Consider the following 13861-nt stretch of genomic DNA (forward strand, 5'->3'; position numbering starts at 1 on the left):
TGAGAGAGCAGGAGCGGCGACGGCCCGGACCACGCGGGGAACCGCGACGGGGTGGCGGGACGCGGGCCGGCGAGCCGAGGGGGAGGGAGCGCGCCGACCCGCGTGACAGACGCTAGCCGATCGTCACCGAACACGCCGATCGGACAGAAATCCCTCGGGACGCTCGCTCAGCCGACCGGCGCCACCCACTCCACCCGCACGCCACCTTCCGGACCGCTGCCGAGCGTGCACGACCCGCCCGAAGCTTCCGCCCGGTCCCGCAGGTTGCCCAGCCCGCTCGGCGTCACCCCTTCGGGCAGTCCCTTGCCGTCGTCGACGACGACCACGCGGATCAGGTCGTCCTTCACCGCCACCGAAACCGACACCGAGGACGCCTCCGCGTGCCGGACCGCGTTGCTGACCGCTTCGCGCACCACCGCCTCGACGTGCTCGGCCAGCTGGGTGGGCAGCGCGTCGAGCGGGCCGGCCATGCTGACCGTCGGGTGCACCGGGGCGTCGTCGGTCAGCTCGGCGATCGCGTCGTGCAGCCGGTGCCGCAGCCGCAGACCGGTCTCCCCCGCGACGCCGCCGTGCAGGTCGAAGATCGCCGTCCGGATCTCCAGCACGATCTCGTGCAGCTGCTCGATGCTGTCCCCGAGCCGCTTCTGCAGCTCCGGCGACTTCGTCCGGCGCTGCGTGCTCTGCATCGACAACCCCACCGCGAACAGCCGCTGGATGACGTGGTCGTGCAGGTCACGCGCGATCCGGTCGCGGTCGCCGAGCACGTCCAGCTCCCGCGCGGTCCGCTGCTGCGCCGCCAGCTGCAGCGCCAGCGCGGCCTGGTCGGCGAACGACGCCACCACCGGCAGCTGCGCCGACTCGAACAGCGCCGCGCCGCGTTCGCGCGCCGCGATGAGCACCCCGGTCGTCCGGTCGCCGGCCCGCAGCGGGACCACCAGCGCGGGCCCGAGCCGGTGCTCCCGCAACGCGATCTCCGCGACGCTGCGCGGCGTCCGGTCCCGGTACACCGCGCCCGGCACACTCGCGTCGAGGTCGATGTGCGTGCCCGACAGCTCCGCCGCCCGGGCACCCGCGCAGACCGTGACCGTCAGGTCGTCGGCGTCGTCACCGCCGTCTTCGTCCACGTCGAGCCGCCCGGAGTCGGGCAGCGCGAGCATCGTGACGTCCGAACCCGTCAGCTCCAGCGCGCGGCTCGCGATGGTGTTCAGCGCCTCGGCCGGATCGGTGCCGCCGAGCAGCTCGGTCGTCACCTCGCTGGTCGCGGCGAGCCACTGCTGCCGCACCCGCGCCTGCTCGTAGAGGTGCGCGTTCTCGATCGCGATGCCGGCCGCCGCGGCCAGCGCCTGGACCACCACCTCGTCGTCGTCGGTGAACGGCTCGCCGTTCTTCTTCTCCGTCAGGTACAGCCGCCCGAACACCTCGTCGCGCACGCGGACCGGCACGCCGAGGAACGAATGCATCGGCGGGTGGTGCGCGGGGAAGCCGACCGAGGCCGGGTGCGCGGAGATCTCCTCCATGCGCAGCGGCTTCGCCTCGTCGATGACCACGCCGAGCACGCCGTGGCCGGTCGGCAGGTCACCGATCAGCTGCCGGGTCTCGTCGTCGATGCCGACGTAGACGAACTCCGACAGGGAACCGTCCTCGGCGAGCACGCCCAGCGCGCCGTACTTCGCCTCACCGAGCTCGATCGCCGCCTGCACGATCCGCCGCAGCGTCGTGTCCAGCTCCAGGCCCGAGGCGACCGCGAGCACGGCGTCGAGCAAGCCGTCCATCTTGTCGCGCGTGCCGATCAGCAGCTCGATCCGGTCCTGCAGGTCGCGCAGCAGTTCGCGCAGCCGCAGGCCGGACAGCGTGCCCGCCATCCGGCGCGGCTCGTGCCGGGCTTCACTCACCAAGGCCTCCGCATCATCGGTGACTTTGTCCCCTTTCCGCGGCACCTCGGCACGAGAGACCGTCGACGGAAGCTTTCGGATCATCAGTGTGCCGCTCCGCGGCACCGAGGGGAAACCATGACACTACCCATCACTTCGATCGGCTTGCTGGACGCCGATCAGGTGAAGTCCGTCATCGGCGCCGCGGTCCTGGCGCCCTCGACGCACAATACGCAGCCTTGGCGGTTCCACTGCACGTCAGCGGGCCTCGAGCTGCACGCCGACCCGGATCGGGCGCTGCCGGTGGCCGACGCCGACCAGCGCGAGCTGCTGCTCTCCTGCGGCGCCGCGCTGTTCAACCTGCGCACCGCCATCCAGGCACTCGGCGCCCACCCGGCGACGACGCTCCTCCCCCGCCGCGACGACCCGGCGTTGCTGGCCGTCGTCCGGCCGTTCGCGGCCCGCCGCCCGGATCCCCGCCTGGTCGAGCTGGCCGCGGCGATCCCCCGCCGGCACACCAACCGGACGCCGTTCGAAGACGGCGCCGTCCCGCCGTCGGTGGTCAACAGCCTGCGTCACGCCGCCGAGGTGGAGCAGGCCTGGCTGCCGAAACTGGACACGCAGCAGCTCGAAGGGCTGCGAGAACTGGTGCACAAGGCCCACCACACCCAGATCGCCGACCCGGCCTTCCTCGACGAGTGGCGGCTGTGGACCGGACGCAGCCCGGAGTCCCGCGACGGCGTCCCCGAGTACGCCGCCGGTGCCATGCCGTCGAACAACGGGGGCTGGGTCCTGCGCGACTTCGGCGTCCGGCCGCGCGGCCGGACCGACAGCTCCGAGCCGCTGGTCGTGGTCATCGGCTCCTTCGACGACACCGCGGTCGACCGGATCCGGGCGGGTCAGGCCATGCAGCGGGTCCTGCTCACCGCGACCGCGGCCGGGCTGGACGCGTCCTTCATCTCCCAGCCGGTCGAGGTCCCCGCCGTCCGGGCCGAGCTGCGCCAGCTGCTCGGCGGCGGGCTCTGGCCGCAGATCGTGCTGCGCATCGGCCGGGGCACCCCGGTGCCGTGGACGCCGCGGCGTTCCCTCGACGACGTGCTCGGGTGACCCGGGCGGCGGCCGGTCACCGGCCCGCCGCCGGGCCACTCAGCTCCGCTGGTTGCGCAGTTCGGTGGCCAGCACGGCGGCTTGCGTGCGCCGCTCCATCCCGAGCTTGGTCAGCAGCCGCGAGACGTAGTTCTTGACCGTCTTCTCGGCCAGGAACATCCGCTCCGAGATCTGCCGGTTGGTCAGGCCCTCGCCGATCAGCTCCAGCAGCTTCCGCTCCTGGTCCGACAGGTCGGCCAGCGGCCCCTTCTTGACCTGGCTGTCGCGCAGCCGCGCCATCAGCGCCGCCGCGGCGTGCGCGTCCAGCAGGGACTTGCCCGCCCCGACGTCCCGCACGGCCGAGACCAGGTCCATGCCCTTGATGTCCTTGATGACGAACCCGCTGGCCCCGGCCATCACGGCGTCGAGCATCGCCTGCTCGTCGGTGAACGACGTCAGCATCAGGCACTTGAGCTCGGGCAGCTTCGACCGCAGCTCCCGAGCCAGCTCGATGCCGTTGCCGTCGGGCAGCCGGACGTCCAGCACGGCGACGTCGGGGTTCAGCGCCGGGATCCGCGCCAGTGCCTGCGACACGGTGCCGGCCTGGCCGACCACCGTCAGGTTCTCGTCTTCGTCGAGCAGGTCGGCGACACCACGACGGACGACCTCGTGGTCGTCGACCAGGAATACGCGGAGCATTCGACCTCCTGTGAACGGTTTGTCGAAGGTCAGCCTACGACCACAGGGCCCTGGGCTCCAGGGACCCGGGACCGTCCGGGAAGTGACCAAGGACCCTCTCGCCGGAGTGCCCCCGGCCCCGATGCTTCCGTGGTCACCAGCGTCCGCGCGAGCAGGAGAACCGGATGAACGCCCTGGACCTCGCCCGATGGCAGTTCGGGATCACCACCGTCTACCACTTCCTCTTCGTCCCCCTGACCATCGGGCTGTCCTTCCTGGTCGCCGGGATGCAGACGGCCTGGGTGCGGACCGGGAACGACAAGTACCGCCGGATGACGAAGTTCTGGGGAAAGCTGTTCCTCATCAACTTCGCCATGGGCGTGGCGACCGGCATCGTGCAGGAGTTCCAGTTCGGGATGAACTGGTCGGACTACAGCACGTTCGTCGGCGACATCTTCGGCGCGCCGCTGGCCATCGAAGGCCTGCTGGCGTTCTTCCTCGAGTCGACGTTCCTCGGCCTGTGGATCTTCGGCTGGGACAAGCTGCCGAAGAAGCTGCACCTGGCCACCATCTGGCTCGCCGCGACCGGCACGCTGCTCTCGGCGTACTTCATCCTCGCCGCCAACTCCTGGATGCAGCACCCGGTCGGCTACGCGGTCAACCCCGCGAGCGGCCGCGCGGAGCTGAAGGACTTCGGTGCCGTCCTGACCAACTCGACCGCCGTCGGCGCCTTCGCCCACACCATCACCGCGTGCTTCCTCACCGGCGGCATGTTCGTCGTCGGGATCAGCGCGTGGCAGATCAAGCGGCAGCGCAACGTCGACGTCTTCCGGCCGTCGATGAAGCTCGCGCTGGTCACCGTGCTGGTCGCCAGCCTGGGCGTCATCGTCACCGGTGACCTGCAGGCCCGGCTGATGACCGAGCAGCAGCCGATGAAGATGGCCGCCGCCGAGGCGCTCTACGACACCGTCGCGCCCGCGTCGTTCTCGCTGTTCACCATCGGCTCGCTCGACGGCTCGCAGGAGAGGTTCAGCATCCGCGTGCCCGGCGTCCTGTCCTTCATGGCCACCGGCAAGTTCGACGGCCGCGTCGAGGGCATCAACGACCTGCAGGCCGCCGAACAGCAGCAGTACGGGCCCGGGGAGTACCGGCCCGACATCCCGGTCGCCTACTGGACGTTCCGCCTGATGATCGGCTTCGGCTTCCTCTGCCTGCTGATCTCCCTGGTCGGACTCTGGCTGTTCCGCCGCGGCCGCACCCCGCGCGCCCGCTGGTTCTTCCCCGTCGCGACCGCCGGCCTCGCCCTGCCGTTCCTGGCCAACAGCGTCGGCTGGATCTTCACCGAGCTGGGCCGCCAGCCGTGGTCGGTCTTCGGCGTGCTGAAGACCGCCGACTCGGTGTCCCCCACCGTCTCGGCCGGGAACGTGCTGACCTCGCTGATCGTGTTCACCGTGCTCTACGGCGTCCTCGCGGTCGTCGACGGCGTCCTGATGGTCCGCTACGCGAAGGCCGGTCCCCCGCCACCGGAAGCTCCGCGCGAAGACACCGATTCCGACGAGCCGCGGCCCGCGGCCTTCGCCTACTGACGCCGGAGAAACCGTCATGGCCCTCACCGACATCTGGTTCCTGCTCATCGCGGTCCTCTGGACCGGCTACTTCGTCCTGGAAGGCTTCGACTTCGGCGTCGGCACGCTGCTGCGCGTCCTCGGCCACGACGACACCGACCGCCGCGTGCTGATCAACACGATCGGCCCGGTGTGGGACGGCAACGAGGTGTGGCTACTCGTCGCCGGCGGTGCCACCTTCGCCGCCTTCCCGCTCTGGTACTCGAGCCTGTTCTCCGGCTTCTACCTGGCGCTGCTGCTCGTGCTCGTCGCGCTGATCCTGCGGGGCGTCGCGTTCGAGTTCCGCGGCAAGATCGACAGCCCGCGCTGGCGCACCACCTGGGACTGGGTCATCGTGGCCGGTTCCGCGGCGCCGGCGCTGCTCTGGGGCGTGGCGTTCGGCAACATCGTGCACGGCGTCCCGCTCGACGCCCAGCACCACTTCACCGGCTCGTTCTTCACGCTGCTCAACCCGTACGCGCTGCTCGGCGGGCTGGCCACGCTGAGCCTGTTCACCTTCCACGGGGCCGTGTTCCTCACGCTGAAGACGACCGAGGCCCTGCGCGACCGGGCCCGGACGCTGAGCCGCGCGCTGGGTGGCGCGGCGATCGTGACCGGCGGCGGATTCCTCGCCTACACCGCCGTCGAGCACGGCGGCTGGACGTGGCTCACCTCGGCCGTCGCGGCCCTGCTCCTGGCCGCGGGCGTGCTGTTCGCCGCAGGTGAGCGCGACGGGCTCGCCTTCGCGAGCACGGCCGGCGCGATCATCGCGGTCACCTTCACGCTGTTCTGGGCGCTCTACCCGGACGTGCTGCCCTCCACGACCGACCCGGCGTTCAGCCTGACCACGACGAACGCGTCCTCGACGCCGTACACGCTGCGGATCATGACCTGGGTGGCGGTCGTGTTCACCCCGATCGTGCTGGCCTACCAGGCCTGGACGTACTGGGTGTTCCGCAAGCGGATCAGCCGGACGTCGATCCCCGCCGGCGGCGGCCTGCCCGCGAGCCGCCGGTGAAGCCCCTCGACCCGCGGCTGCTGCGCCACGCGAGCGCGGTCCGGCCGTTCGTCCTGGCCTGCGCGGCGCTGGGCGCGCTCACCGCGATGCTGGTGCTCGCCCAGGCCGAGCTGCTGGCCAAGACGATCACCTGGGCGTTCCTCGACGGCTTCACCTTCCGGGCCCTGCTGGTGCCGATCGGCATGCTCTCGCTGGTCGTCCTCGCCCGCGCCGGCGTGACCTGGCTGTCGGAGACGACCGCCCACCGCGCCGCCGCCCGCGCGCTGTCGCAGCTGCGGGAGACCGTCGTCGCGGCCGCGCTGCGGATCGGGCCGCGCCGGGCGGAGCGCTCCCCCGCGGAGGTCGCGGCACTGGCCACGCACGGCGTCGACCGGCTGGACGGCTACTTCTCGCGGTACCTGCCGCAGCTGCTGATCGCCGCCGTCGTGCCGCTCGTCGTCGGCGCGCGGATCCTGCTCGCCGACTGGGTGGCCGCGGCCGTGATCGGCCTGACCGTCCCGCTCATCCCGGTCTTCATGATCCTCATCGGCCGCTACACCGAGCGCGACGTCCGGCGCCAGTGGAAGACGCTTTCGGTGCTGAGCAACCACTTCCTCGACCTCGTCGCCGGGCTCGCCGAGCTCACGGCGTTCGGCCGGGCCCGGGCGCAGCTCCGGTCGTTGCGCGAGATCACCGGGAAGTACCGCACGCACACGATGCGGACGCTGCGCGTCGCGTTCCTGTCCGCCCTCGCCCTGGAACTGCTGGCCACGCTGTCGGTCGCGCTCGTGGCGGTGTCGATCGGCCTGCGGCTGCTCGCCGGCGAACTCGACCTGCAGACCGCGCTCGTGGTGCTGGTCCTCGCGCCGGAGGTGTACCTGCCGCTGCGGGCGGTCGGCGCGCGGTTCCACGACAGCGCCGAAGGCCTGGCCGCCGCCGAGGAGATCATCGCGCTCGCCGGCACGCCGTCCGGCGACCACGGCACCGGTGTCGTGCCCGACCTGACGCGGGTCGCACTGCGCTGCGAGGACGTGACCGTCGAAGGCCGGTCCGGGCCGGTCCTCGACGGCTTCAGCCTGCGGCTCCCGCCCGGCGAGGTCGTCGGCGTGACCGGGCCCAGCGGAGCGGGCAAGTCGACGCTGCTCGACCTCCTGCTCGGCTGGCGCCGGCCCGACTCGGGCCGGATCCTCGCCGGCGACGTCGACCTGGCCGGCATCGGCCGGGCCACCTGGCACCGGCACCTGGCCTGGGTGCCGCAGCAGCCGCACCTGGTGGCGGGCACGGTGGCCGAGAACATCCGGCTGGGCTGTCCCGACGCCACCGACGACGCCGTGCTGGCCGCCGCCGACACCGCGGCGCTCGACGTCGCACTGTCCACTGTGGTCGGCGAGCTGGGTGCCGGGCTGTCGACCGGGCAGCGCCGCCGCGTCGCGCTGGCCCGCGCGGTGCTGCTGGACCGGCCGCTGATCCTGCTCGACGAACCGACCGAAGGCGTCGACGCGGAAACCGAGGCCGCCATCCTGGAGCGGCTGCCGAAGGTGCTCGCCGGGCGGACCGCCGTCATCGTCAGCCACCACCCCGCCGTGCTGGCGCGGTGCGACCGCGTCGTCTCCCTCGGCGGGCCGGTCACCGTCGCCGTCCCGGCAGCGGTGTCGTCTGTTGCGCCCGGCCCGATTTCCCAGCCGGCTGGCATCACCGAACTCGACGAGCCCACCGGGGAAGTTTCCCGGTGGCGCCCCCTGCGCGAGGCGATCCGCCCGCACCGGCTCCGGCTGGCGCTGGCGTGTCTCGCCGCGACCGCCGCGCTGGGCTGCGGGGTGGCGCTCACCGCGACGTCGTCGTGGCTGATCGCGAGCGCGGCCCTGCACCCGCCGGTGCTGAGCCTGATGGTGGCGATCGTCGCGGTGCGGACGTTCGGCCTGGCGAAGGGGATCTTCCGGTACGTCGAGCGGCTGCTGTCCCACGACGTGGCACTGCGGGCGCTGGCCGACCTCCGGGTGCGAGTGTGGGCCCAGCTGGTCCGGATCGGCCCGGCGGGCACGGCCCGCCTGCGCCGGGGCGACCTGCTGCACCGGCTCGTGTCCGATGTGGACAGCCAGCAGGACGTCCTCGTCCGCGGCCTGGTGCCGGGCGTCTCGACGGTTCTCGTGCTGGCGGCGACCGCGGTCACCCTCGGGGTGCTCCTGCCGGGCGCCGGCCTCGCGGCGGCGCTGGGCCTGGCCGTGGCCGGGGTGCTGGCGCCGGTCGTCGCCGCGCTGGCGGCCCGCCGGGCGCAGCGCGAAACGGCCCGGCTGCGCGCGGACCTCACGGCGGGCACCGTGGAACTGCTACAGGCTTCGGCCGACCTGATCGCCTGTGACGCGGCGGCCCGCCGGCACGTGCGGCTGCGCGAACTCGACGCCGCGGTGACGGCCCTCAACCGCCGGTCCGCGGCCTGGCGCGGGCTGGGCGGCGGCATCGCGACGCTGGGCGTCGGCCTGACTTCGGTCGCGTGCCTGGCACTGGGCGTCCTGGCGGTGCGGGCGGGGACGATCTCCGGTCCGGCGCTCGCCGTGCTGGCCCTGATGCCGCTCGCGACCGCCGAACTGGTGGCTGGCCTGCCGGAGGCGGCGCAGCGGTTGCTCGGCGCTTCGGGCTCCGCACGTCGCCTCGCCGAGCTGGACGCCCTCCCCGCGCCTCACATGGCGGGCACCGCCACCGCACCGGCCGCCGCCGAACTGACGGCGGAGCGCCTGTCGGTCCGCTGGCCCTCGGCCCCGCGCGACGCGGTCCACGAGGTGGACCTGCGCATCGGCCAAGGCCGCCGGATCACGCTGACGGGCCGTTCGGGCGCGGGCAAGAGCACCGTGATCGCGGCGCTGATGCGCTACCTCGACCCGTCGTCGGGCCGGGTCCTGCTCGACCGGACGGACACGCTGGCCTGCGACGGGGACTCCGTCCGGGAGCGGATCGCCTGGTGCGGGCCGGAAACCCACCTGTTCGACAGCACGCTGCGCGAGAACCTCCGGCTGGCCCGGCCCGCCGCCGCCGATCCCGACCTGCGGGCCGCGCTCGAACGGGCCCAGCTGGGCCCCTGGTTCGCCGGACTGCCGGACGGCCTCGACACCACCCTGGGCGCCCACGGAACCCCGGTCTCGGGCGGCGAGCGCCAGCGCGTCGGCGTGGCTCGCGCGCTGCTGTCGGACCGCCCGATCCTGCTGCTCGACGAGCCGACGGCCCACCTGGACGCCCCCACCGCGGCGGCGTTGGCGGCCGACGTGCTGGCGGCGACGGAGGGCCGGTCGGCGCTGGTGGTGACGCACCGGCCCGCGGAATTCGCCTCGCTGCCCGCGGTGCGCCTGCCCGGCACCGGCGGTTCCCCGCGCGAGGACGGTCGGCCCACCGGCCGGGGACGGAGGACCCTGGCGGCGTCCCGGCGTCCGGCGCGAAGCTGACCCGTGTGAAGACCTACGAGATCCGCATCCGGAACCGGAACGCGCAGCAGACCGCCGTCGCCGAGGCGACGCTCGACGTCTCGGAGATCGGGGCCTGGCTGGGCCGGCAGTACCGTGCGGTCGCCGAAGCACTGGCCGCCCACGGCTCGGCGCCCGCCGGCCCGCCCTTCGCTCGGTACCACCCCGAGGCCGAGGGGCAATTCCACGTCGAAGCCGGGTTCCCGGTCGCGACCGCCATCGAGCCCGTGGCCGGGATCCGGCCGTCGACGCTGCCCGGCGGGCCCGTCGCGGAGACGGTCCACACCGGCTCGTACGACACGATGGAACCCGCGTACGGCGCGCTCGCGTGCTGGGTGCACGAGCACGACGGCGAACTGGCCGGCCCGGCGTGGGAGGTTTACCTGACGTCGCCGGAAGACCAGCCGGATCCCGGCTCGTGGCGGACCGAAGTCGTTCAGCCGTACCGGATCCACTGATCAGCGGTGGCTGGGCGGCTTCGCCTTGCCGGTGAAGGTGATGTCGCCCTCGGTGCGGAGGCGTTCGACCATGTGCGGGTAGTGCAGTTCGAACGCGGGCCGCTCGGAGCGGATCCGGGGCAGCTCGGTGAAGTTGTGCCGCGGCGGCGGGCACGTGGTCGCCCACTCCAGCGAGTTGCCGTAGCCCCACGGGTCGTCCACCGTGACGATCTCGCCGTACCGGTAGCTCTTCACCACGTTCCACAGGAACGGCAGGACCGAAGCGCCGAGCAGGTACGCACCGACCGTGGAGATCGTGTTCAGGGTGGTGAAGCCGTCGGTGGACAGGTAGTCCGCGTAGCGCCGCGGCATGCCTTCGTTGCCGAGCCAGTGCTGGACGAGGAACGTGGTGTGGAAGCCGATGAAGGTCGTCCAGAAGTGCCAGCGGGCCAGGCGTTCGTCCAGCATCCGGCCGGTGATCTTCGGGAACCAGAAGTAGATGCCGGCGAAGGTGGCGAACACGATCGTGCCGTAGAGCACGTAGTGGAAGTGCGCGACGACGAAGTAGGTGTCGGAGACGTGGAAGTCGATCGCCGGCGCGGCGAGCAGCACCCCGGAGAGACCGCCGAAGAGGAAGGTGACGAGGAACCCGACCGAGAACAGCATCGGCGACTCGAAGCACAGCTGCCCTTTCCACATCGTGCCGATCCAGTTGAAGAACTTCACCCCGGTCGGTACCGCGACCAGGAACGTCATGATGGAGAAGAACGGCAGCAGCACGGCGCCGGTGGCGTACATGTGGTGCGCCCACACCGCGACCGACAGCGCCGCGATCGACAACGTCGCCCACACCAGGCTCCGGTAGCCGAACAGCGGTTTGCGGGAGAACACCGGCAGGATCTCCGAGACGACCCCGAAGAACGGCAAGGCCAGGATGTAGACCTCCGGGTGGCCGAAGAACCAGAACAGGTGCTGCCACAGCACGGTGCCGCCGTTGGCCGGGTCGAACACGTGCGCCCCGATCAGCCGGTCGGCGAGCAGCCCGAACCCGGCCGCGGTGAGGATCGGGAACACGATCAGCACCAGGATGCTGGTGACGAGGATGTTCCAGGTGAAGATCGGCATCCGCCACATCGTCATGCCCGGCGCGCGGAGGCAGACGATGGTGGTGACCATGTTGACCGCGCCGAGGATCGTCCCCAGCCCGCCGACGGCGACCCCGACGATCCAGAGGTTCGCGCCGACACCGGGTGAATGGATGGCGTTGGACAGGGGTGTGTAGGCGAACCAGCCGAAGTCGGCGGCGCCGCCCGGGACGAGGAACCCCGAGAGCATGAGCAGCCCGCCGAAGAGGAACAGCCAGAAGGAGAACGCGTTCAGCCGCGGGAACGCCACGTCCGGGGAGCCGATCTGCAGTGGCAGGACGAAGTTGGCGAACCCGAACACGCTCGGGGTGGCGTAGAGCAGCAGCATCACCGTGCCGTGCATGGTGAACAGCTGGTTGTACTGCTCCTGGGACAGGAACTGCAGGCCCGGCCGCGCGAGCTCGGAACGGATCAGCATGGCCATCGCGCCGCCGATGAGGAAGAAGGCGAACGTGGTGACCAGGTACATGACCCCGATCTGCTTGTGATCGGTCGTCCGGAGCACCTGGAGCAGCCAGGCGCCCTTGATCCGCCGGCGCGCCGGCGACACGCTGAGGGTGATCGGCTTCGGTACGGTCGCCGCCACGAAGAACTCCTGTCTCCCGGAAGAAGGCCGGAGACAGTCGATCGTGAAAGCCGTCGCGCCGTTTAGGGACGAAAGTCCTCAGCGGCGTGGCCGAAGTCCTTCGTTCCGCCTCAGCTCTGCGAGAGCGGCACCCACCAGACCAGTTCGCGCTCGCGCACTTCCGAGGCGCCGCCCCTTCGCCGCGCGAGTTCGGCGATCCGCGCCGGCGCCTCCTCCGGTGTCGCGGCGAGCGGGCTGCCGTCGTGCGCCAGCACCACGCTCAGCCGCCCCTCCGCCGACCGCACCGCCACCTGAACCGACACCGCGCCGGTGCGGCGGGCGATCAGCGACAGCCCCTCGCGCAACGCCGTGACCAGCTCGTCGGCCAGCTCCGGCGGCGAAATCGCGTCCAGCTTGCCCGAGAACTCCGTCGACGCCGTGAACCCCAGCTCGGCCCCGACGTCGGCCAGGACTTCGAGGACCCGGTCGTGGACGCTGGCCGCGGCCCGGGGCAGCACGTCGTCGAGCTCGAAGACCGTGTCACGGATCCGGGTGATCACGGAGTCGAGGTCCGCGATCGCCGTGCGCACCCGGCGCGCCACCACTTCCGAGCGGGCCGCCCCCGCCGTCGTCTGCAGCGAGAGACCGATCGCGTACAGCCGCTGGACCACGTCGCTGTGCAGTTCCACCGCGATCCGGTCGCGCTCGTCGTACAGCTCGCTGCGCTGCTGCTCGGCGCGCGCGTCGGCCAGCTCGATCGCCACCGAGGCCTGGCTCGCGAAACCCGCCGCCATCGCGAGGTCGTCGGCGGTGAACCCCGGCCTGCCGATCTTCCTGGCCGCCGTGAGCACCCCGTTCACCTGGCCGGCCCCGGTCAGCGGGACCACCATGACGGCGTCGAGCCCGGCGCGGAGCGGATCGGCGGCGTCGGACCGCGCTTGCCGGTCGAGCCACGACCCCAGCAGCGGCGCACCGGTGGTGAAGACCTGTCCGGACATCGTCCCGTCGGGCTCGAGGACGCTCCCGGCGAGCTCTTCGGTCCCCAGGCCGACCGCGACTTCGATGCGCAGCCGCTCGCCGTCGGGACGCACCACGGTGACGAGATCGGCGTCCGCCAGGTCGAGGGTGTGCCCGGCGATCAGCTCCAGCGGCCGCCCGGACCCGGTCGAGAGCAGCTCCCGCATGATCGCCCCCGACGCCGCGAGCCACTCCTGCTGCTTCCGCGCGGTCTCGTAGAGCCGCGCGTTGTCGATGGCCTGGCCCGCGGTCGCGGCCAGCGCGAGGGCGAGCTGCTCGTCTTCCGCGGTGAACTCGCCGTGCCGGCATTCGGTGAGGTAGAGGTTGCCGAACACGATGCCGCGGACCCGGATCGGGACCCCGAGGAAGCTGCGCATCGGCGGGTGCTCGTCGGGGAACCCGGACGAGCGGGGATCGTCGCCGATGGTGGCCAGCCGGATCGGGCGCGGGTCCTCGACCACGGCCCCGAGCAGGCCTTTTCCTTCGGGCAGCCGCCCGACCCGCGCCACCGTCTCCTCGTCCATCCCGACGTGGACGAACTCGGCGAGCTGCCCGTCCGACCCGATCACGCCGAGCGCCGCGTACCGCGCGCCCAGCAGCTCGCGGGCCGCCTCGACGATCCGGCGCAGCAGGGTCGGCAGGTCGAGATCGCCGGCCACCACCTGGCTCGCCCGCAGCAGGCCGCGCAGGCGGCCCTGGGTGCCCATGACCTCCTGGGCCCGCTCGACGAGCTGGCCCAGCAGCTGGTCCAGTTCCATCCGCGGCAGGTCCGGGAAAGTCAGTCTGTCCTGCTCATCACCCGTCCGGCTCACACGAAACAGTGTCCCGCTTCGGACGGGGTGCGGGTCAAGCCGCGGTGTGCGTCATTACGGTGAATCATTCACCGTAATTTCGGGCGGTTTTGCCCGCGGTGGACCAGGCCGGACGCCCCAATCGCTGCAGAGCCGATGCGAAGTGCTCGGCCCGGTCAACGTCTTGAATGAGTCATTCAGGACCTCTGAAGACCTGA

The 13861-nt window shown here is 72.0% G+C and carries 9 protein-coding genes; 5 read left to right on the plus strand and 4 right to left on the minus strand.

The window, feature by feature from the left end:
* Window positions 1-167 precede the first annotated feature (167 nt).
* Window positions 168-1862: a sensor histidine kinase gene (locus H4696_RS13875; protein WP_169735007.1), complete on the minus strand. Its 1695-nt coding sequence runs from the start codon at window positions 1860-1862 to the stop codon at window positions 168-170.
* Between the two features lie 147 nt (window positions 1863-2009).
* Between H4696_RS13875 and H4696_RS13880 the strand changes: the two genes are divergently transcribed.
* On the plus strand, window positions 2010-2978 hold the full coding sequence (locus H4696_RS13880) for an Acg family FMN-binding oxidoreductase (RefSeq protein ID WP_192782306.1): 969 nt from the start codon (window positions 2010-2012) through the stop codon (window positions 2976-2978).
* Between the two features lie 39 nt (window positions 2979-3017).
* Here H4696_RS13880 and H4696_RS13885 read toward each other — a convergent pair whose 3' ends face one another.
* Window positions 3018-3656 (minus strand): response regulator transcription factor, encoded by a 639-nt coding sequence (locus tag H4696_RS13885; RefSeq protein WP_086861142.1) that lies wholly within the window; start codon window positions 3654-3656, stop codon window positions 3018-3020.
* Between the two features lie 164 nt (window positions 3657-3820).
* Between H4696_RS13885 and H4696_RS13890 the strand changes: the two genes are divergently transcribed.
* The 4 genes from H4696_RS13890 to H4696_RS13905 are packed head-to-tail and all read left to right on the plus strand — an operon-like array spanning window position 3821 to window position 10146.
* Window positions 3821-5221 carry a cytochrome ubiquinol oxidase subunit I gene (locus H4696_RS13890; protein WP_086861144.1) on the plus strand — a complete coding sequence of 467 codons (1401 nt, stop codon included), beginning with the start codon at window positions 3821-3823 and terminating at the stop codon, window positions 5219-5221.
* Window positions 5222-5237: 16 nt separating this feature from the next.
* Entirely contained in the window at window positions 5238-6257 is a 1020-nt protein-coding gene (gene cydB, locus H4696_RS13895; protein ID WP_086861146.1) for a cytochrome d ubiquinol oxidase subunit II, read from the plus strand.
* The gene (gene cydD, locus H4696_RS13900) at window positions 6254-9670 is read left to right on the plus strand and encodes a thiol reductant ABC exporter subunit CydD (protein ID WP_192782307.1); all 3417 of its coding nucleotides are present in this window, start codon (window positions 6254-6256) and stop codon (window positions 9668-9670) included. Before cydB ends, cydD begins: the two co-directional genes overlap by 4 nt.
* Window positions 9671-9675: 5 nt before the next feature.
* Window positions 9676-10146 carry a GyrI-like domain-containing protein gene (locus H4696_RS13905; RefSeq protein WP_086864759.1) on the plus strand — a complete coding sequence of 157 codons (471 nt, stop codon included), beginning with the start codon at window positions 9676-9678 and terminating at the stop codon, window positions 10144-10146.
* Here H4696_RS13905 and ctaD read toward each other — a convergent pair whose 3' ends face one another.
* Both ctaD and H4696_RS13915 read right to left on the minus strand, forming a co-directional pair.
* Complete coding sequence (ctaD, locus tag H4696_RS13910) at window positions 10147-11856, minus strand: aa3-type cytochrome oxidase subunit I (RefSeq protein ID WP_086864758.1); 1710 nt, start codon at window positions 11854-11856, stop codon at window positions 10147-10149.
* A gap of 110 nt (window positions 11857-11966) precedes the next feature.
* Window positions 11967-13610, minus strand: a complete 1644-nt coding sequence (locus H4696_RS13915) for a sensor histidine kinase (protein ID WP_086864757.1) — start codon at window positions 13608-13610, stop codon at window positions 11967-11969.
* Window positions 13611-13861 lie beyond the last annotated feature (251 nt).

The organism is Amycolatopsis lexingtonensis (assembly GCF_014873755.1).
GTDB lineage: Bacteria > Actinomycetota > Actinomycetes > Mycobacteriales > Pseudonocardiaceae > Amycolatopsis > Amycolatopsis lexingtonensis.

What these genes read in the sequence shown, in the direction of transcription:
- H4696_RS13915 (WP_086864757.1), bottom strand. Translation starts at nt 13,610, where the DNA reads ATGGAACTGGACCAGCTGCTGGGCCAGCTCGTCGAGCGGGCCCAGGAG.
- H4696_RS13890 (WP_086861144.1), top strand. Translation starts at nt 3,821, where the DNA reads ATGAACGCCCTGGACCTCGCCCGATGGCAGTTCGGGATCACCACCGTC.
- cydB (WP_086861146.1), top strand. Translation starts at nt 5,238, where the DNA reads ATGGCCCTCACCGACATCTGGTTCCTGCTCATCGCGGTCCTCTGGACC.
- H4696_RS13875 (WP_169735007.1), bottom strand. Translation starts at nt 1,862, where the DNA reads ATGGCGGGCACGCTGTCCGGCCTGCGGCTGCGCGAACTGCTGCGCGAC.
- H4696_RS13880 (WP_192782306.1), top strand. Translation starts at nt 2,010, where the DNA reads ATGACACTACCCATCACTTCGATCGGCTTGCTGGACGCCGATCAGGTG.
- H4696_RS13885 (WP_086861142.1), bottom strand. Translation starts at nt 3,656, where the DNA reads ATGCTCCGCGTATTCCTGGTCGACGACCACGAGGTCGTCCGTCGTGGT.